The organism is Saccharopolyspora mangrovi (assembly GCF_035320975.1).
In the GTDB taxonomy this organism is placed as follows: domain Bacteria; phylum Actinomycetota; class Actinomycetes; order Mycobacteriales; family Pseudonocardiaceae; genus Saccharopolyspora; species Saccharopolyspora mangrovi.
In genome coordinates, this window is sequence record NZ_JAWLNX010000020.1 from 69,523 (window position 1) to 89,282 (window position 19,760).

Here is a 19,760-nt window from a genome sequence, read left to right on the forward strand (position 1 = left end):
GGCACCACCGCCGACACCGACCCCCATGCAGCGCCGCATCGCCAAGGCCGCGGCCAAACCCGGTGACGTGCTGGCCAACCTCGGCTGGCAGCTGTCGTTCTACGTGCGCGCGCTGGCGCTGGTGCCGGTCACGCTGGCCAAGTACCGCAAGGAGACGCTGCGGCTGCTCACCGAGGTCGTCTTCGGCAGCGGGGCGCTGGCGATCATCGGCGGCACCCTCGGGGTCATGGTCGGCATGACGATGGCCACCGGCGCGGTCGTCGGCCTGCAGGGCTACTCCTCGCTGAACCAGCTCGGCACCGCCGCGCTGACCGGCTTCATCGCCGCCTACTTCGACACCCGCGAGGTCGCGCCGCTGTCGGCGGGCCTGGCGCTGTCGGCCACCGTCGGCTGCGGGTTCACCGCGCAGCTGGGCGCGATGCGCATCTCCGACGAGATCGACGCGCTGGAGGTGATGGGGGTGCGCAGCGTTCCGTACCTGGTGACCAGCCGGGTGCTGGCCGGGGTCGCCGCCGTCATCCCGCTGTACGTGGTGGGCCTGCTGGGCTCCTACCTGGCGTCGCGGCAGATCACGGTGTGGGTCTACGGGCAGTCGGCGGGCACCTACGACCACTACTTCCACCTGTTCCTGCCACCGGAGGACGTGCTGTGGTCCTTCGGGAAGGTGATGGTCTTCAGCGTCGCGGTGATCCTGACGCACTGCTACTACGGCTACACCGCCAGCGGCGGCCCGGCCGGGGTCGGCGTCGCCGTCGGCCGCGCGGTGCGGACCTCGATCGTGCTGGTCACGGTGCTGGACTTCTTCTGCAGCTTGGCGATCTGGGGATCGACCACGACGGTTCGGATAGCCGGATGATCGAAGTGCGCAGCAGACGCCGCTACCAGGCGATGGGGATCGCGTTCCTGGTCGTCGCCGGGCTGTTCCTGGCCGGCACGATCGGGATGTACAACAAGGCGTTCACCCGGTTCGTCGCCGTGACGGTGCGCACCGACACCGCGGGCAACCAGATGATGCCGGGCGCCGACGTCAAGGTGCGCGGCGTGGTGGTCGGCGAGGTCCGTGCCATCGACGCCGGCAACGGCCACGCCGTCCTGAGGCTCGCGCTGCAGCCGGACGAGGCGGGCATGATCCCGGCCAACGCCTCGGCACGGCTGCTGCCGAAGACCCTCTTCGGCGAGCGCTACGTGGCCCTGGACATCCCGAAGCAGTCCACATCGGACACCCTGAGCGCGGGCGACGTCATCCCGCAGGACCGCAGCGCCTCGGCGATGGAGGTCGAGAAGGTCCTGTCCGACCTGATGCCGGTGCTGCAGGCGGTGCAGCCGCAGCAGGTCTCCACCACGCTCAACGCGGTCTCCCAAGCCCTGGAGGGGCGCGGCGAGCAGCTCGGCGAGACGCTGGTGCAGCTGGACCGCTACCTGCAGGACTTCGACCCCTCGCTGCCGAAGATGGAGTCGGTGATCAGCCGCGTCGACGACGTCGCCGAGAACTACGCCGACGCCGCACCGGACCTGATGCAGGCGGTCAACGACCTGACCACCACCAGCCGGACCGTCGTCGAGCAGCGCGGTCAGCTCCAGCAGATGACCGGCGCGCTGACCAGCGCCAGCGGTGAGATGGACCGGTTCCTGTCGGCCAACGGCAACAACTTCATCCGGTTGGCCGGGACCTCGCGGTCCACCTTGGAGCTGCTGGCGAAGTACTCGCCGCAATACCCGTGCATGCTCCAGCAGTTCCAGGCGGGCACCAAGAACGCCGATCTGACCTTCGGCAAGGGGACCGACACCCCGAACATGGCGCGGATGACCCTGGAGATCACCGGCAGCCGGGGCAAGTACCTGCCGGGCGTGGACGACCCGAAGAACCTGGAGCACCGCGGCCCGCGCTGCTACCCGTTCGTCGAGGCGCCGGAGACGTTCCCGCAGTACCCGCCGGGCGGCCCGCTCAACGACGGCTCCACCAAGCCCGAGCCGCCGCTGGACCGGGACGCGGTGTTCCCGTGGAAGAAGTCCACCGCACCGGCCTCCACCTCGCCGCAGTCGGCGAGCTCCTCGGTCGCCAACTCCCAGCCCGAGCGCGACCTGCTCGCCGCGCTGATGGCGCCGCGCCTGCAGGTCCAGCCCAAGGCGGTGCCGGACTGGACGAGCCTGCTGGTCGGACCGCTGTTCCGGAACGCGGAGGTGACCGTGCGATGAGGTCGATCACCGCACCGCTGATCAAGCTGATCGCCTTCGTGGCGGTCACGCTGACCCTGACCGGCATCCTGGTGTCCACCATCGCCGCCAACTCCTCCGGCGACGCGGAGGAGTACACCGCGCGCTTCGCCGACGCCTCCGGGCTCGGCGAGGGCGACGACGTGCGCATCGCCGGGGTCAAGGTCGGCCGGATCACCGAGCTGGAGGTCGTCGGCGACCGGCACGCGCTGGTGCGCTTCGACGTCGAAACCGCCCGCAAGCTCCCGAGAGACGCGCAGGCCACCGTCAAGTTCCGCAACATCGCCGGTCAGCGCTACCTCGCGCTGGACGCGCCGCTGCGCGATCCGCAGGACGTGCTGCCGCCCGGCGGCGAGATCCCGCTGGAGCGCACCCACCCGGCGCTGAACCTCACCGCGCTGTTCAACGGCTTCCAGCCGCTGTTCCAGGCCCTCAACCCGCAGGACGTCAACCAGCTCTCCGGCGAACTGGTGAAGGTGCTGCAAGGCGAGGGCGGCACCGTCGACAGCCTGCTGGCGCACACCGCCTCGCTGACCGGCACGCTGGCGCGCAAGGACGAGGTCATCGGCCAGGTCATCGACAACCTCAACGCCGTGCTCGGCAACGTCAACGAGCGCGGTCCGCAACTGGCCGAGCTCATCGACGCGCTGCAGCGCCTGACCACCGGGCTGGCCGAGCAGCGCGAGCCGGTCGGCGAGGCGATCGGCGCGCTCGACGAGCTCACCAACACCACCGCGGGACTCGTCGAGCAGGCCAGACCGCCGCTGCAGCAGGACATCGCCGCGCTGCGCGACGTGACCGGGCTGCTCAACAAGGACCTGCCGCTGCTGGAGCACACGCTGCAGACGATGCCGGGCCGGTTGGACCGGTTGACCCGCACGGTCAGCTACGGCGGCTGGTTCAACTACTACTCCTGCCAGGTCAGCGGCAACATCCGCATCGACCAGCTCAAGATCAACGTCCCGATCCTGCCCGTGCCGACGACCCAGTTGCCGGAGAGGTGCCGATGAAACCACTGCGGGCCCGCAACCAGGTCACCGTCGGCCTCGTCACCATCGCGCTGCTGGTGCTCGGGACGCTGACCGCGTTCTCCGCCAAGGACCTCCCGCTGATCGGCTCCGGCAACTCCTACTCGGCCCACTTCGCCGAATCCGCGGGTCTGGAACCGGGAAACGAGGTGCAGATCGCCGGGGTGAAGGTCGGCGAGGTCGACGAGGTCGCGCTGGACGGCAACCGGGTGCTCGTCAAGTTCACAGTGGACGGACGCGAGCTCGGTGACCGCAGCCGCGCCGACATCCAGATCAAGACGCTGCTCGGCGAGAAGTTCCTCGGCCTGCAACCGGCCGGCAACGAGGAGCTCTCCGAGCCGATCCCGTTGCGCAGCACCAGTTCTCCGTTCGACATCCCCGACGCCATCGACCAGCTGACCCAGACCACCGGGCAGCTCGACAGCGCCAAGCTCGCCGAGAGCTTCCGGGTCATGTCCGACACCATGCGCGGCGCGCCCCAGCACATGGACCAGGCCGTCACCGGTCTCTCCCAGCTGTCGCAGACCATCGCCTCCCGCGACCAGCAGCTCGCCGACCTGCTGCACAACGCGAGCAACGTCTCCGGCATCGTCGCCGACCGCGACCAGCAGGTCAGCAAGCTCGTCTCCGACGGCAACCTGCTGCTGTCGGAGGTGCAGGCCCGCAAGCAGGCCATCAGCGGGCTGCTGGTCGGCACCGAGAACCTCTCCCACCAGCTGCGCGGCCTGGTCGCCGACAACCAGGAGCAGATGCGGCCGGCCCTCGAGCAGCTCGACCAGCTCACCGCGATGCTCAAGCGCAACCAGGACAACCTGAACAAGGCCATCGGCGCGCTGCAGCCCTACGTGCGCGGCTTCAACAACACCATCAGCAACGGCCGCTGGTTCGAGGGCTACTTCTGCGGTCTGCTGCCACCGCCGATCCACGCCGGGCCGATCCAGACCAACACCCCCGAGTGCGAGCTCCCGGTTCCCGAGGGAGGCGGCCGATGAGCAGGATCACCCGCGTGATCGCCGCGCTGTGCGCGCTGGCGCTGGTCACCGCAGGAGTGCTGTGGTGGACGCTGTCCGCCAGCGGTACCACCATCACCGCCTACTTCGACAAGGCCGTCGGCCTCTACGCCGGGTCCAGCGTGCGGGTGCTGGGCGTGAAGGTCGGCCAGATCGACACCGTCACGCCCGAGGGGCCGGTGGTGCGGGTCGACATGCACGTCGACGACGGAGTGCGCATCCCCGCCGACGCCAACGCCGTGGTCGTGGCCCCCAGCCTGGTCAGCGACCGGTACGTGCAGCTCACGCCCGCCTACACGCAGGGCGAGGTGATGGCCTCCGGCGCGGTGCTGGACCGCAAGCGCACCGCCACCCCGGCCGAGCTCGACGAGCTCTACAAGAGCGTCAACGCGCTCTCGACCGCGCTCGGTCCCGACGGCGCCAACCGCGAGGGCGCGCTCAACGACGTCCTCAACACCACGGCGGCCACGGTGGACGGCAACGGCCAAGACCTCAACACCACCATCAAGCGGCTCGGCGAGCTCTCGGCGACGCTGTCGGAGAACCAGGACGACCTGTTCGCCACGGTGGACAACCTCAACCAGTTCACCGGCACGCTCGCCCAGAGCGACAAGCAGATCCGCGAGCTCTACGGCCGGATGGCCGACACCACCGGCTACCTCGCCTCCGAGCGCGAGCAGTTGGGCACCTCGCTGCACTCGCTGGCCATCGCGCTCGACGACGTGCAGCGGTTCGTGCACGACAACCGCGACCACATGTCCTCCAACGTCCGCAACCTCACCGGCGTCACCCAGGCGCTGGTCGACCAGCGGCAGGCGCTGGCCGAGGTGCTGGACCTGATGCCGCTGGCCACGACGAACTTCATCAACGCCTACGACTCCGCCTCCGGCACCGTGGCCTCGCGCTGGAACCCGCAGGAGCTCGCGCAGCCGCCGATCCTGATGGTGTGCAGGCTGATCGCCAACGCGAGCCCGCTGCCCGAACCGCTCCCGCAGTCGCTGCGCGACACCTGCGAGCGGCTCAACCCGGTCGTGCAGGGAGTGGCGCCGCTGCCGTCGGTCGCCGACGTGCTGGGCAAGCTCCAGACGGGTGCCGGCGACGTTCCCGACCAGCTCGGAAAGGGGCCGAACCCGGTGCCGCTGCCGCTGGTCGACGCGATGAAACGAGGGGCGGGGACGCCATGACCGCCACACGTCGCGCGCTGCTGGCCGGATCGCTGTCGGTGCTGCTGCTCTCCGGTTGCGGCACAGCCGGTTTCACCGGCCTCTACAACACGCCGCTGCCCGGGGGCGCCGAACTCGGCGACCACCCGTACGCGGTCACCGCGCACTTCCACGACGTGCTCGACCTGGTTCCGCAGGCCAGCGTCAAGGTCAACGACGTCGCCGTCGGGCGCATCGACCGCATCGAGCTCAGCGCCGACAACACCACCGCGCTGGTCACCCTCCGGGTCAACGGCGACGTGCGGCTGCCGGCCAACGCCTACGCGCGGCTGCGCCAGTCCAGCCTGCTGGGGGAGAAGTTCGTCGAGCTGACCCCGCCACCGGAGAACGCCACCGGCAAGCTCGCCGACGGCGCGGTGATCCCGATCGAGCGCACCAACCGCAACCCGCAGATCGAAGAGGTGCTGGGCGCGGTGTCGCTGCTGCTCAACGGTGGTGGCATCGAACAGCTGCAGACCATCGTGCAGGAGCTGAACAAGGCCTTCACCGGCAACGAGGAGGAGATCCGCTCGCTGCTGGGCAACGTCAACGACGTGGTCACCCGGCTCGACCACCAGCGCGGCGAGATCACCAAGGCCCTCGACGGGCTCAACCGGCTGTCGGCGAACCTGCGCGAGCAGACCGGCAACATCAACACCGCCCTCGACGGGCTGTCCCCGGGCCTGCGCGAGATCGAGGCCCAGCGCGGCCAGCTCGTCGGCATGCTGCAGTCGCTGGACAAGCTCTCCGGCACCGCCACCCGCACCGTCGACGCCAGCCGCGAGGACCTGGTGGCCGACCTGCAGGCGCTCGCGCCGACGCTGCAGCAGCTCGCCAAGACCGGCACCGACCTGCCCAAGGCGATGGCGTTCCTGTCGACCTACCCGTTCCCGGAGTACGCGATGGTCCCGCTCAAGGGCGATTTCGTGAACACCAACGTGTTCATCGACCTGGACCTGTCCGCGCTCTACGAGAACTTCGCGCGCTCCTCGGGCCCGCCCATCCCGATCCCGGGTCTTTCCGACTCGGGGCAATCCGGTGCCAACATCCCGCTGCCACCGGGCGCACCCGCGCTGCCGCCGTTGCCGATCCCCGGAACGCAGCCGGACGGCGGGCTGCTGCCGGGACTGTCCGGAGGAGGGTCGTAGATGGTCGCCCGCAAGGTCAAGGTGCAGCTGGCGCTGTTCCTGGTCATCGCCGTGCTCGGCGTCGGTTTCGTCGGTGGGCGCTACGCCGGGCTGGACCGGTTGTTCGGCTCCAACGGCTACCCGGTGACCGTGCAGCTGGCCGAATCCGGCGGCCTGTTCACCAACTCCGAGGTCAGCTACCGGGGCGTGGCCGTCGGCCGGGTCACCGCGCTGCGGCTGACCCACGACGGCATCGCCGCCGACCTGCACATCAACGACGGCGCACCGCAGATCCCCGACGACGCGCGCGCCGTGGTCGCCAACCGCTCCGCCGTCGGCGAGCAGTACATCGACCTGCAGCCGCAACGCCGCGACGGCCCCTACCTCGACGCGGGCTCGGTCATCCCGATCGAGCGCACCGCCATCCCGCCCGCGCCGGAATCGCTGCTGGTCAACGTCGACCGGCTGGTGGCCGGTGTGCCGACCGACAAGCTGCGCACGGTGGTCACCGAGGTCGGCACCGCCTTCGACGGAACCGGCTCCCACCTGCAGCAGCTGCTCGACACCACGAGCTCGTTCACCACCGCCGCGCAGCAGAACCTGCCGCAGACCACCGGGTTGCTGGACAACAGCGACGTCGTGCTGCGCACCCAGCAGGAGCAGGGCCAGAACCTCACCGAGTTCAGCTCCGGGCTGCGGCAGATCTCCGGGCAGCTCAAGCAGTCCGACCCGGACCTGCGCAAGACCATCCAGGAGGCGCCGGGCGCGGCCACCGAGATGCAGGAGCTCACGCGTTCGATGGGCACCGACTTCGGCATCGTGGCCGCCAACCTGCTCACCACGATGCAGCTGACCAGCGTGCGCGAACCCGCGCTGGAGCAGGCGCTGGTCGCGCTGCCGATGATCTCGGCGTTCACCCACACCCTGTCCCCGGACGGCACCGGCCGCCTCGGACTGGTGCTCAACATGTTCAACCCGCCTGCCTGCACCAAGGGCTACGAGGGCACTCCGCGCAAGCACGGCTCGGACACCACCGACGGCCCCACCAACTACGACCTGGCCTGCGAGGAACCCGCGGGCAGCCCCACCGGCGTGCGCGGTTCGCAGCACGCCATCCGCTACCCGGTCCCGGCCCCGGTCAGCCCGCCCGCGCCTTGAGCCCGGCCGGAGGTGGACGCGCCACCGCCCGGTTCGCATACTTGGGGTGTTCCGCCTCGAGAATCCGCAGGTAGCGGCCGGGAGGTGTGCACGCATGGGGCGCGCGGTCGGGATCGACCTGGGCACGACCAATTCCGTGGTCTCCGTCCTGGAGGGAGGCGAGGCCACCGTCATCGCCAACTCGGAGGGGTCGCGCACGACTCCGTCGGTGGTGGCCTTCGCCAAGAACGGCGAGCTGCTGACCGGACAGCCCGCCAAGAACCAGGCGGTCACCAACGTCGACCGCACGATCCGGTCGGTCAAGCGGCACATGGGCACCGACTGGAAGGTCGGCATCGACGGCAAGGACTACACGCCGCAGGAGATCTCCGCGCGCGTGCTGATGAAGCTCAAGCGCGACGCCGAGTCCTACCTCGGCGAGGACGTGACCGATGCTGTGGTCACCGTGCCCGCCTACTTCGACGACGCGCAGCGGCAGACCACCAAGGAAGCCGGTCAGATCGCCGGCCTCAACGTGCTGCGCATCATCAACGAGCCCACCGCCGCGGCCCTGGCCTACGGCCTGGACAAGGGCGAGAAGGAGCAGACCATCCTGGTGTTCGACCTCGGTGGCGGCACCTTCGACGTCTCGCTGCTGGACGTGGGGGAGGGGCTGGTGGAGGTCAAGGCGACCTCCGGTGACACGCACCTGGGGGGTGACGACTGGGACGAGCGCATCGTCGAGTGGCTGGTGGAGAGGTTCCGGTCCTCCTCGGGGGTGGACCTCACCCGCGATCCGATGGCGATGCAGCGGATCAAGGAGGCCTCCGAGAAGGCCAAGATCGAGCTGTCCTCCTCCTCGCAGACCAGCATCAACCTGCCCTACATCACCGTCGACTCGGAGAGGAACCCGCTGTTCCTGGACGAGACGCTGTCCCGCGCCGAGTTCGAGCGGATCACCTCCGACCTGCTGGAGCGGTGCCGCAAGCCGTTCAGCAACGCCGTCAAGGACGCCGGGATCAAGGTCGGCGACATCGACCACGTGGTGCTGGTGGGCGGGTCGACGCGGATGCCCGCGGTGACCGACCTGGTGCGCGAGCTGACCGGGGGCAAGGAGCCCAACAAGGGCGTCAACCCGGACGAGGTCGTGGCCGTGGGCGCCTCGCTGCAGGCCGGTGTGCTGCGCGGTGAGGTCAAGGACGTCCTGCTGCTCGACGTCACCCCGCTGTCGCTGGGCATCGAGACCAAGGGCGGCATCATGACCAAGCTGATCGAGCGCAACACCACGATCCCCACGAAGCGCTCGGAGACCTTCACCACCGCCGACGACAACCAGCCCTCGGTCATGGTGCAGGTGTTCCAGGGCGAGCGGGAGATGGCCGCGCACAACAAGAAGCTCGGCATGTTCGAGCTGACCGGCCTGCCGCCGGCGCCGCGCGGTGTGCCGCAGATCGAGGTCAGCTTCGACATCGACGCCAACGGCATCGTGCACGTCTCCGCCAAGGACCTCGGCACCGGGCGCGAGCAGTCCATCAAGATCAGCGGTGGCTCGGCGCTGCCGAAGGAGGACATCGAGCGGATGGTCTCCGACGCCGAGACCCACGCGGACGAGGACCGCAAGCGCCGCGAGGAGGCCGAGACCCGCAACCAGGCCGAGACGCTCGTCTACCAGACCGAGAAGGTCCTCACCGACAACGCCGACAAGATCCCCGAGGACACCCGGTCCCAGGTGCAGGAGGCCATCGACGAGGTCAACGAAGCCCTCAAGGGCGGTGACGCCGAGCGCATCCGCACGGCCGCCGATGCCCTGGCCGCCAAGTCGCAAACCCTGGGCCAGGCCATCTACGGCCAGTCGGCTCCGGGTCAGGAATCCGCCGGGGCGAGCACGTCGGACTCTACGTCCGGCTCGCAGGAGGACGACGTCGTCGACGCCGAGATCGTCGACGAGGACGACAAGAACGACAAGTCCTGACCGATTCCGACCGCGATGACCTCGCTGGACAGCGGCCTGCGGTCGCTCGCGGCGCCGCTGCGGAGGCTTCTCGTCCGCGTTGACGTTGGTCCGTTCGAGTGCCCCCGGTTTCGGCGACGATCATGATGTCCACCGATCGGATTACTTGATCAGCGTGTGTCGTGCTTGCAGTCGACTGCGGGTAGTTGGTAAGCGGCGGTTGCCGACGCCAATCCACACGATGGGACGTTCTACGGCGCGTCGTAGTCCCGCGCTGGTCAACGGAGGACGGTTCGGACTCGTGGATCGTCCACGTAGCGGCGCTTGATCGTGTTGAGAACCCCGCTCACCGCCCGGACAGTTACTGATTACCAACAAGACGGTGCAGGGCTTGGGGAGGCCGGTATGCGGGGGGTTGTTGCGTGCCAACTAGTCATCGCGAGCCTGGTCGCGTGCGCGTTGACGGCGTGCGGCGGACCAGATCCATCCGAGGCGTCGGTGACGACCTCGATCCCGGACAAGACGGCGCAGCTGGCGCCCAGTGACCCGCTGGTGCTCACCGCGCAGCGGGGCGTCCTGACCTCGGTCAACGTGACCGCCAACGGCGCTCCGGTGCCCGGCGAGATCGACCGCAGCGGACACAAGTGGCAGATCAACGCACCACTGGCCTTCGGCACCACCTACCACGTGCAGGCCGTGGCCCACGACAAGGAAGGCCGCCCGTCGATCCCGCTGAACTCGACGTTCACCACCGCGGCCCCGACCGACATCGTCAACGTCGACCGGACCCGGCCCAGCGACGGCGACACCGTCGGCATCGCGATGCCGGTCTCCATCTACTTCGACAAGCCCGTCAAGGATCGCGCCGCCGTCGAACGCCGCCTGCAGATCGAGACCTCCGTGCCCACCGAGGGCTCGTTCAACTGGTACTCCGACGACCAGGTCAACTGGCGGCCCAAGGACTACTGGAAGGCCGGCACTCAGGTGAAGGTCAAGGCCAACCTCTACGGCGTCGACACCGGCGGCGGCGTCATGGGCGACAAGAACTTCGAGTCGAACTTCACCATCGGCCGCGATCAGCGCTCCGTCGGCGACATCGACAACCACACCTTCACCGTCTACCAGGACGGCCAGGAGATCCGGAAGATGGACGCCTCCTACGGTCGGTCGTCCTACCCGACGCAGTACGGCATCCACGTCGCCACAGAACGCCAGGACTCGGTGCGGATGAACTCCTGGAGCTGGGGCGGGCCGTCCCGCGGCAGCGCCGGTGCCTACGACGAGGTGCTGCCCAACGCCGTCCGCATCTCCAACAACGGCGAGTACGTGCACACCAACACCGCGAGCACGGGGGCGCAGGGGAACAGCAACGTGACCCACGGCTGCGTCAACCTCTCCGCCACCGACGGCAGGTGGTTCCTCGAATTCACCCAGATCGGAGACCCGGTCGAGATCGTGGGCACGGAGAAACCGCTGACCAAGGCCGATGGCGACATCTGGGACTGGACCGTCCCGTGGGAGGAGTACGTCAAGGGCAGCGCCCTCTACCACGCTCCCTGACCTGCGAGATCCAGCGAGGCCCGGAGCGCGCGACCGCGCTCCGGGCCTTGTGCTTGGATCGGTGGTGTGGACCTGCTGCGTCATCTCCGGTTCTTCGTCGCGGTCGCCGAGGAAGGCCACTTCGGACACGCCGCCGACCGGCTCGGCATGACCCAGCCACCGCTGTCCCAGGGCGTGCAGCGGCTGGAGAACCGCCTCGGCGTCACCCTGCTGACCAGGGGCTCCCGCGGAGTTCGGCTGACCACCGCCGGCGCCGACCTGCTTCCCCGAGCGCGGTCGCTGCTGGCCGGTGCCGACGAGTTCGCCGAGGCCGCCAGCAGGCAGCGGGACAACCGGGGAGCGGTGCGCATCGGCGTCCTCCCCGCGCTCGGAGATCGCCAGGTCGCGGGCCTGGTCGCTGCCCTGCGCGCACCGGATCCGCACGCCCGCACCGTCATCGTCAGCACGGCCCCGACCGTCGAGCTCGTCGACGCCGTGGCGGGGGGACGCCTGGACTGCGCGGTCGTGCACCACCCCGCGCTGCTCGGCGACCTCGGCACCTCCCCGGTGATCAAGATCCCGCGCCGGCTGCTGGTGCCCGCCGAGCACCCGGCGGCGAAGAAGCCGTCGATCCGCGCGCTGCGCGGCTTGGCCTGCGCGACCGCTCCGCGCGCGCACGGCACCGCCGCCTTCGACCTGCTGGTGGACACGCTGCGGGAACGGGGACTCGACCCCGAATTCCTGCCCGCGCCGGGCGACCGCGACGCGCTCAGCGCCGTCGCCGCCGGACGGGCCTTCGCGCTCAGCACCGACCCCGAGGTGCGTGCCCCGGGCGTCGCGGTCGCCGCCGCGGGCGACGAGCTCGCGCTGCGCGTCCGGGTCGTCTGGCCCGACCCGTCGCCGCAGCCCGAGGTGTGCGCGGCGCTCGAATCCGCGCTGCGGGAGCAGCTGTGAGCGCCGAGCAGCGCATCCGGGAGGTGCTCGCCGACGCCGGAGCGCAGGGCTGGGTGCACGCGATCCGGCTCGACGGCGGCGATCACGAGCTCGGCTTCGGCGCCGACGAACTCGTGGTCACCGCCTCCGTCTACAAGCTGCCGCTGCTGGTCGCGCTGGCCCGGGCCTTCGACGCGGGAACCCTCGACCCGCGCGGGGCCGTCCGCCTCGACCCCACCTCCTGCACGCCCGGCCCGACCGGGGTGTCGATCTTCCAGGACCCGGTGCGGATGTCCTGGCGCGACCTCGCGGCCTCGATGATCGCGGTGTCCGACAACGCCGCTGCCGACGTCGTCCTCGGCGCGATCGGCCTGCCGGCGGTGGCCGCGGCGCTCGACGACCTCGGTCTGGAGCGGACCCGGGTGGTCGGCGGCACCGCCGACTCGCACGCCGCGCTGGCCCGCGAGATGGGCACGACCAGTGCGGCGGAGGCGTTCTCGCTGCTCGCCGACAACGACGAGGCCCGCACCGTCCGCGCCTACGACCCCTCCTACGCCAGCGCGACCACACCTCGCGAGATGACCCGGCTGCTGGAGCTGATCTGGGCCGACGCGGTGGCCTCGCCGCAGCAGTGCGCCTTCGTCCGCAGGCTGCTCGGCCAGCAGGCGTGGATGCACCGGGTCCGCGCTGGTTTCCCGTTCCAGGGGGTTCACGTCTCGGGCAAGACCGGCACGATCGGCGCGATCCGCAACGAGGTCTCGGTGGTGGAGTTCGACGGCGAGGCCCCGGTGGCGGTCGCGGTGTTCACCCTCGCGGCCCGAGCGGACCCGGCCTTGCCCCGAGTGGACGCGGCCATCGCCGAGTGCGCCCGGATCGCGGTCACCGACCTCCGCTCCGGTCGTCTCTGAGCGTCCCAGGCGCCGGTTTTCGCCTGAGCCGCTCATGATCAATGTCCGAAGTGTCCGGCCGATGATGACCAGAACTGCCCTGCTCCAGGGGGCGGACGCTCCGGGCGGGAGAGATTCCGGATGAATTTTCGGGCGGGGGTTCGGCTTCTCCTGGGGGGTTCAGCTGGGTCGATATCGAAGGGCTATCGGGGCGGGTGCACCTTCTTATTGGCGCTATCGGTGGGCGGGTGCTTGATTGGGGGCATCGCTTCTACTGGAGGGAAAGCAGTTGCAGCACAACGAATTCCGCGTGGGTCGCAGGTCCGTCCTGGCGGCGCTGCTGGCCGCGCCGGTGGCGGCCTGCGCGCCACGGACCCCCGCCGCAGCACCCGCACCCGCCCCTGCTCAGGGTCCCGACCCGGTGCTGGTGGAGCTCGAACGGCGCTACGACGCGCGGCTGGGGTTGTTCGCGCGCAACACCGCCACCGGGCGCACCCTCGAGCACCGCGCCGACGAGCGCGTCGCGATGTGCTCGACGTTCAAGGTCTACGCGTCCGCGGCGCTGCTGCGCGCCCACGGCCTCGCCGGCGGCTACTTCGACCGCGTCCTCCGCTACGACGCGGGCCAGCTCGTCAAGAACTCGCCGATCACCGAAACCCGCGTCGGAACCGGCATGACCGTCGGCGAGCTGTGCGCGGCGGCGGTGCAGCACTCCGACAACACCGCAGCCAACCTGCTGCTGCGCGAGCTCGGCGGGCCGCAGGCCATCACCGAGTTCGCCCGTTCCATCGGCGATCCTGTGACCAGGCTGGACCGCTGGGAGGTCGAGCTCAACACCGCGATCCCCGGCGACGAGCGCGACACCTCCAGCCCGCGGGCGCTGGCCGACGGCCTGCAGGGGCTCCTGCTCGGCGACGTCCTCGGCGGCCCCGAACGCGAGCAGCTGACCGCCTGGATGCTGGCCAACACCACCGGCGGCCCCCGGATCCGCGCGGGAGTTCCCGCCGGCTGGCGCACGGCCGACAAGACCGGCGGCGGCAGCGCCTACGGGGTCGCCAACGACATCGCGGTGACCTGGACCGACACCGGCACGCCGATCGTCATCTCGCTGCTCACCGGTCGTCCCCGGGAGAACGACCAGGCGAACAACGCGCTGCTGGCCGACGCCACCCGCCACGTGGTCAGCAGGCTGACCTGATCCGGCGAGCATGAATCGGGAGCGCTCCGCGCCCGGCGGAACGCTCCCGGTCTTCGCCAGCGGAGCGGCGGCTATCTGTCGAAGCGACCTGTTTTGATCGCTCTGACGAAGTAGCGCCACTGCGCCGAGTTGGCCGTTAAGAGGCCCCCGGCGCGGTCCTTGGTGTCGCGCACGGCGGCACCGCCGATGACGCGGCCGACCTCGACGCAGTTGGTCTCCTGGCTGCTCCGGCTGGACTTGCGCCAACCGACCGGCGACTGCAGCAACGTCACGGTGTTGTCTCCTCTCGGTGGATGATCTCGTCGACGAGGCGAACCGAGTCGTCGCTGCTCATCGCGAATTGCCCCAGGTCCTTCCCGGCCTTGACGAAAGCCGTCACGTCGCCGGGATCTCGCAGGAACGCGCTGGACCTGTGGTGTTCGAGGTGCACGACCGGGGAAGCCTTGGTGAACTCCAGGAGCACGAAAGGTCCGGCGTGTGCAGGGGTCCACCCCGCGGACAGCGGGATGATCCTGATGTCGATGTTGTCGCGGTCGCTCATGTCGCGGACGTGCCGCAGCTGGTCGATCAGCACGGCCCGGCCACCGATGGGCTGGTGCAGGACCGATTCGAGCAGGAAGGCCGTGTACCGCACTGGTTCGTGGCGCTGGGTGATGACCTCGCGCCGGCCGAGCCGGACCGCCACGCGCGTGGAGACCTCGTGCTCCGGGATTCCGGTGCCCATGATCGCCCGGGCGTAGTCGGTGGTCTGCAGCAGACCGGGGATGAGGATCGGGGAGACGTCGGTGATCGCCGTGGCGATCCGTTCGAACTCCAGCAGCGCGGTGAGCTGATCGGCCTCACCGGCTGATCCGACCGACACCGAGTTGGGTGGTTCGGCCTGGGCCTCTCGGGTGAGTTTGAGCAGCCGATCGCGAGCCGGGCTGGATAAGCCCAGCACCGCGCAGACGGCTGACACGGACTCGGTGGAGGGGACTCGTTCGCCGCGCTCCCAGCGGACCACGACGGAGTGCGAAACGTCGAGACGTCCTGCCAACTGGCGCAGCCCGAGACCGGAACGCGACCGCGCGTCCCGGATTTCCGCACCGAGAACGTACGCCCGCGGTGCCGGAGTGGTCTCGCTCATGCACCACAGCTTATTTCAGGTCCGCAATTGCGCGGCACGGTGGGTCGAGGTCTGGGAAACTGCGCGATCACGCACCGACGCGACCGCCGAATGGCGTCATCCGTTCGGGGAATTGCCGCAGTGGTCCCGGGACCACGAGCATTGGTCCCGGTTTGATCGGGACCGCAGCGGGGCCGGGAGGGGCTTCGGTGCGGTCCTCGTTCCGCGCCGCGAGCTGGCGGCGCGGCGACGGCAGAGGGGGATCGTGATGTATCCATTTCACTGGGTGCCGGCGGACGGGCGGCGGCACGCGAGCCTGGACAAGAGACCGTGGGGCAACGCCTACCCGAGCGGCATGCTCGTCAACACCCTGTGCAGCCAGGAGGTCGTGGCCGACGCGACCCGGGAGGCCTGGCTGTGGAAGACCTGCGACGACTGCAACTCCGAGGCCCGGCGGGTCGCCGAGGCGGTCCGCGAGGTCCCTCGCATGTCGGTCTAGCGAAAACGGGTACAAGTCAACGGTTCTCGGTCAGTCGCGCTTCGCCCTGCTGGGTGCGACCCGGGGTGGTTCGTTGGGCTGCTTCGGGTACACCGGCGGCCACGGCGCGTCCTGCAGCCCGGCGGCGATGTCCCGGTCGTAGCGTTCCAGCAGCGGTTCGATCGACTGCGGCCGGGCATCGGCCCACGGGTCGCCGCGCTCGGCGACCCTGGCGGGCACCGTGGCGATGGTCAGCTGATCGGGGTCGACGCCCTCCAGCTCGTCCCAGGCGATCGGAGCCGACACCTGACCGCCCACCCTCGGCCGCGCGCACCAGGCGCCGAAAACCGTCTTGTGCGGGGCGTTCTGGTTGAAGTCGACGAACACGCGGCGGCCGCGCTCCTCCTTCCACCACTTCGCGGTGATCAGGTCGGGGTGGCGGCGTTCGAGCTCGCGGGCCAGCGCGACCGCGGCGGCGCGGACCCGGTAGCTGTCCCACTCCGGGCGCAGCGAGACGTAGAGGTGCAGGCCGCGCGAGCCGGACGTCTTCAGCCGCACGTCGATGCCGTCCTCGTCGAGGAACTCGCGGGTCCGGGCGGCGGCCTCGCAGACCTCGGCGAAGCCGACACCGGGCGAGGGGTCGAGGTCGATGCGCAACTCTTCGATGATCTCCGGATGTCCGGACTGGTAGGGCCACACGTGGAAGCCCAGGCAGCCCATGTTGACCGCCCAGGCGATGTGCGCGAGGTCGGCGGCGACCAGGGCATCGCTGGTGGTCCCGTTGGGCGTCTCGACCACGGTCGTGCGCAGCCACTCCGGCGCCGAGGCCGGCACCCGCTTCTGGAAGAACGACTTGCCGCTCGCGCCGTCCGGGAAGCGCTCCATCAGCAGCGGCCGCCCGCCCAGCGTGCTCAGCAGCGGACCGGCCACCGCCCGGTAGTAGTTCACGAGGTCCAGCTTGGTCTCACCGCGCGTCTTGAAGAACACCTTGTCCGGGTGCGACACGGACACCTCGGTGCCCCCGACGTCCAGCGTCACGGCCTCGCTCACGACGACCTCCGGTGCTCAGCTCCCGAGGCCAGCCTAAGCGGGGGCACCGACGAACGCAGCCACGTCACCCGCGCGAGCAGCGGTGGAGGTTTCAGCTGAAACCTCCCACCGGGCCGGTCACCAGCCGCGTTCGCGCCACTCGGGGAGCTTGGGGCGCTCGGCGCCGAGGGTGGAGTCGTCGCCGTGGCCCGGGTAGAACCACGTGTCGTCCGGCAGCTCGGCGAAGATCCGGTTCTCCACGTCGTCGACCAGCGACCTGAAGTCCTCCGGCGAGGTCGTGCGGCCCACGCCGCCCGGGAACAGCGAGTCGCCGGTGAACAGGTGCGGGTGACCGTTCGGGTCCCGGTAGACCAGCGCGATCGAACCCGGGGTGTGCCCGCGCAGGTGGATCACCGACAGCTCGGAGTCGCCGACCGCGATGGTGTCGCCGTGCTCGACCAGGCGGTCCGGCGGCACCGGCAGCTCATCGGCATCGGCCGGGTGCGCCACCGTGAAGCAGCCGGTCGCCCCGGCCACCGCGCCCAGCGCCTGCCAGTGGTCGCCGTGCTGGTGGGTGGTGACGATCGTGCGCAGCCGGGGACGTCGCTCGTCGTGACCGAGCAGGTCGCTCAGCCGCTCGGAGTCGTTGGCCGCGTCCACCAGCAACGCGTCCCCGGTGCTCTTGCACACCAGCAGGTAGGCGTTGTTGTCCATCGGGCCGACCGAGATCTTGGTGATGGTCAGCGCGTCCAGCTCCCGGCGCGCCGCAGCGCCGCCGGGCTCCACGTGTCCGGTGTACTCAGCTTGAAGCTCCACGCCGGTGAGCCTATCGCCCACCAGCCGCGCAGCGCTGCCAAGATCGGGCGTGCCCGCTCCGCGCGTCGGAGCGCCTGGTCAGGCGCGCGACCCGCGCAGCGCGACCAGCGGGAAGATCAGCACGCTGAGCATGGCCGCGCCGACCAGCGCCGATGCCGTGCTGGTCGGGAGCTGGTGGGTCTCGGTGCCGATGGTGGTGATCACGACGACCATCGGCAGCGCCGCCGAACCCAGCAGCGCCAGCGAACGGCGCGGCCGCGCCGGCAGGTCCCGCCGGTGCAGCACCAGCACGGGCAGCCCGCGGACCACCAGGAACAGCACGAGGAACAGCGGTACGAGAGCGAACGCGCTCGGCTGGTCCAGGAGCGCCCGCAGGTCGAAGCGCATCCCGCTGACCACGAAGAAGAACGGCACGAGGAACCCGAAGCCGAAGGCCTCGATCTTGCTCTCGACCACTTCGCCCTCGTCCGGATCGCCCGCGTCGAGGAACAGCCGGACCACCAGCCCGGCCACGAACGCGCCGAGCAGCATGTCCAGCCCGAGCCCGTCGGCCAGCCACACCATCAGCACCACGACGAGCACGCACAGCCGCACCGCGAACTGCACGCTGGTGCCCAGCGTGGTGCGGATCAGGCGGCTGAGCCCGGCCGGTCTGCGGTTCGACGCCACCCACAGGGCCCGGGCCGCCACCACGCCGAAGGCGCCGAGGAACAGCAGCGTGCGCACCGGGTTCTGGTCGTTGAGCAGCAGCGCGACCGCCACGATCGGCCCGAACTCGCCCAGCGCGCCCACCGCCAGCACGCGCGTGCCCAGGGGAGTGTCGAGCAGTCCCGCGTCGCGCACCATCGGCAGCGTGGTGCCCAGGGCGGTGGTGGTCAGGGCGAGCCCGAGGATCAGCGTCGCCTGGGTGAACCCGTGCACCAGCGCGCCGAACCCCAGCCCCAGCACCAGCGAGACCAGCCAGCCGAGGGCGGCCAGCCGCATCGGCTTCCCGCGCACCTCGGAGAGCTTGAGCTCGTAGCCGGCGAGGAACATCAGCATCGCCAAGCCGAAGTCGGCGAGGAAGCCGACGATCTCGTCCTCGCGCGCCCACCCGAGCACCTGCGACCCGATGAGCACGCCGAAGAGGATCTCCAGCACCACCGACGGGATGGCGATCCACCGGCCGAGCCGGTCGGAGAACATCGGTGCCACCGTCGCCGCGATCACCACCACGGCGATGCTGGACAGCGTCTCGTGCGGCATCGACCTCCCCTCCCCCGCGCCCGGGACAGAAACTAAGCGGAGCGCGGGGAGGTCGCTGGCCGAGCAGCTACATCCAGGGCGGGAGTTCAGGTGCCTCGCCGCGGAGGTCTTCGGGCCCGGTGCGCCCGAGCAACCAGCCCAGGACCGGTCCCGGTTCGCCGGAGACCCTGGCCGGCTCGGAGGTGGTGCCCCGGAGGTCCCAGGTGCGCCGGTGGGTGCCGAAGTCGACCTCCAGCGACAGCGCCGGGACGTCGTGACGGCCGCCGAACTGCTGCGCCACGTCCTCCAGCAGGCGCTCGGCGTCGGCCACCGGGATGTCGGCGTGGTCGACGTCGTGGTCGAGGTCCACCAGGTGCGCCCAGACCTCCAGCAACCGCATCCGCAGCACGTGCAGCGCGGGGATGACCTCGCCGAGGGCGAGCGTGACCTCCGCGGTCCAGTCGGAGGCGGGCAGCGACCGGGCGGCCGCGGCGAACCGGTCGCTGGAGGCCACCAGGTCCTCCAGCAGCAGCTGGTGGCTGCGCGAGGCGCCCTGCTGGATGGCCTGGTCCCGATCGTCGCGGCTGGCGTACATCGGGTGCTCGATGCCGGTGCGCGCCCACAGCAGCAGGTTCGAGCAGGCGTCGGCGTTGCGCGCGAGGTGGGTGATCACGTGCGCGCGGCTCCAGCCGGGCAGCAGGCTCGGCTGCCGGACGGAGAGCTCGTCGAGACCGGTCACGGACCGCACCAGCACCTCGGTCGCGTGGTCGATGCGGGCCAGGTGGTCGGTGACCTCGTCGGTCAGGTCGGCAGCGGACCACCGGCCCGTGCCGAGAGCGATGTCAGCCATGTTTCTACCTCGCGTGGGGAGAGGAGAAGTTC

Annotated in this window: 19 protein-coding genes; 13 read left to right on the forward strand and 6 right to left on the reverse strand. The window is 70.2% G+C overall.

The features are described from left to right. Positions 1-25 precede the first annotated feature (25 nt). The 12 genes from R4I43_RS24840 to bla all read left to right on the forward strand — a co-directional run bounded on the left by R4I43_RS24840 (position 26) and on the right by bla (position 14,226). The gene (locus tag R4I43_RS24840; RefSeq protein WP_324268156.1) at positions 26-856 is read left to right on the forward strand and encodes an MlaE family ABC transporter permease; all 831 of its coding nucleotides are present in this window, start codon (positions 26-28) and stop codon (positions 854-856) included. Continuing rightward, entirely contained in the window at positions 853-2,196 is a 1,344-nt protein-coding gene (locus R4I43_RS24845; protein WP_324268111.1) for an MCE family protein, read from the forward strand. The genes R4I43_RS24840 and R4I43_RS24845 overlap by 4 nt, the downstream gene beginning before the upstream one ends. Beyond that, positions 2,193-3,224, forward strand: coding sequence for an MCE family protein (locus tag R4I43_RS24850; protein WP_324268112.1), 1,032 nt, complete (start codon positions 2,193-2,195; stop codon positions 3,222-3,224). The genes R4I43_RS24845 and R4I43_RS24850 overlap by 4 nt, the downstream gene beginning before the upstream one ends. Continuing rightward, complete coding sequence (locus R4I43_RS24855) at positions 3,221-4,234, forward strand: MlaD family protein (RefSeq protein WP_324268113.1); 1,014 nt, start codon at positions 3,221-3,223, stop codon at positions 4,232-4,234. The genes R4I43_RS24850 and R4I43_RS24855 overlap by 4 nt, the downstream gene beginning before the upstream one ends. Next, positions 4,231-5,436, forward strand: a complete 1,206-nt coding sequence (locus tag R4I43_RS24860) for an MCE family protein (protein WP_324268114.1) — start codon at positions 4,231-4,233, stop codon at positions 5,434-5,436. The genes R4I43_RS24855 and R4I43_RS24860 overlap by 4 nt, the downstream gene beginning before the upstream one ends. After that, complete coding sequence (locus R4I43_RS24865) at positions 5,433-6,602, forward strand: MCE family protein (RefSeq protein WP_324268115.1); 1,170 nt, start codon at positions 5,433-5,435, stop codon at positions 6,600-6,602. The genes R4I43_RS24860 and R4I43_RS24865 overlap by 4 nt, the downstream gene beginning before the upstream one ends. Continuing rightward, a complete protein-coding gene (locus tag R4I43_RS24870) occupies positions 6,603-7,739 on the forward strand; it encodes an MlaD family protein (protein ID WP_324268116.1) in 1,137 nt (378 codons plus the stop codon). It abuts the gene before it with no gap. A 94-nt stretch (positions 7,740-7,833) separates the two neighbouring features. Next, positions 7,834-9,690 carry a molecular chaperone DnaK gene (dnaK, locus tag R4I43_RS24875; RefSeq protein ID WP_324268117.1) on the forward strand — a complete coding sequence of 619 codons (1,857 nt, stop codon included), beginning with the start codon at positions 7,834-7,836 and terminating at the stop codon, positions 9,688-9,690. A gap of 477 nt (positions 9,691-10,167) precedes the next feature. Beyond that, positions 10,168-11,229 carry a L,D-transpeptidase gene (locus R4I43_RS24880; RefSeq protein WP_324268118.1) on the forward strand — a complete coding sequence of 354 codons (1,062 nt, stop codon included), beginning with the start codon at positions 10,168-10,170 and terminating at the stop codon, positions 11,227-11,229. 66 nt (positions 11,230-11,295) lie between these two features. Next, positions 11,296-12,162 carry a LysR family transcriptional regulator gene (locus R4I43_RS24885; RefSeq protein WP_324268119.1) on the forward strand — a complete coding sequence of 289 codons (867 nt, stop codon included), beginning with the start codon at positions 11,296-11,298 and terminating at the stop codon, positions 12,160-12,162. Next, entirely contained in the window at positions 12,159-13,049 is an 891-nt protein-coding gene (locus R4I43_RS24890; protein WP_324268120.1) for a serine hydrolase, read from the forward strand. The genes R4I43_RS24885 and R4I43_RS24890 overlap by 4 nt, the downstream gene beginning before the upstream one ends. A 289-nt stretch (positions 13,050-13,338) precedes the next feature. Then, positions 13,339-14,226, forward strand: a complete 888-nt coding sequence (gene bla / locus R4I43_RS24895) for a class A beta-lactamase (RefSeq protein ID WP_407691309.1) — start codon at positions 13,339-13,341, stop codon at positions 14,224-14,226. Between the two features lie 71 nt (positions 14,227-14,297). Here bla and R4I43_RS24900 read toward each other — a convergent pair whose 3' ends face one another. Together R4I43_RS24900 and R4I43_RS24905 are read right to left on the reverse strand one after the other, a co-directional pair. Continuing rightward, a complete protein-coding gene (locus tag R4I43_RS24900) occupies positions 14,298-14,492 on the reverse strand; it encodes a DUF397 domain-containing protein (protein ID WP_132675331.1) in 195 nt (64 codons plus the stop codon). A gap of 2 nt (positions 14,493-14,494) precedes the next feature. Continuing rightward, complete coding sequence (locus R4I43_RS24905) at positions 14,495-15,352, reverse strand: helix-turn-helix domain-containing protein (protein ID WP_324268122.1); 858 nt, start codon at positions 15,350-15,352, stop codon at positions 14,495-14,497. A 247-nt stretch (positions 15,353-15,599) separates the two neighbouring features. On the opposite strand from R4I43_RS24905, the gene R4I43_RS24910 reads away from it, so the two are divergent. Beyond that, the gene (locus tag R4I43_RS24910; protein WP_324268123.1) at positions 15,600-15,830 is read left to right on the forward strand and encodes a zinc finger protein; all 231 of its coding nucleotides are present in this window, start codon (positions 15,600-15,602) and stop codon (positions 15,828-15,830) included. A gap of 30 nt (positions 15,831-15,860) precedes the next feature. Here R4I43_RS24910 and ligD read toward each other — a convergent pair whose 3' ends face one another. From ligD to R4I43_RS24930, 4 genes are all read right to left on the reverse strand, one after another. Then, complete coding sequence (gene ligD, locus R4I43_RS24915; protein WP_324268124.1) at positions 15,861-16,859, reverse strand: non-homologous end-joining DNA ligase; 999 nt, start codon at positions 16,857-16,859, stop codon at positions 15,861-15,863. A 117-nt stretch (positions 16,860-16,976) separates the two neighbouring features. Beyond that, positions 16,977-17,654 (reverse strand): MBL fold metallo-hydrolase, encoded by a 678-nt coding sequence (locus R4I43_RS24920; protein WP_324268125.1) that lies wholly within the window; start codon positions 17,652-17,654, stop codon positions 16,977-16,979. Positions 17,655-17,732: 78 nt separating this feature from the next. After that, a complete protein-coding gene (locus R4I43_RS24925) occupies positions 17,733-18,899 on the reverse strand; it encodes a cation:proton antiporter (RefSeq protein WP_324268126.1) in 1,167 nt (388 codons plus the stop codon). A gap of 67 nt (positions 18,900-18,966) precedes the next feature. Then, positions 18,967-19,728, reverse strand: coding sequence for a maleylpyruvate isomerase family mycothiol-dependent enzyme (locus tag R4I43_RS24930; protein ID WP_324268127.1), 762 nt, complete (start codon positions 19,726-19,728; stop codon positions 18,967-18,969). Positions 19,729-19,760: the final 32 nt, after the last annotated feature.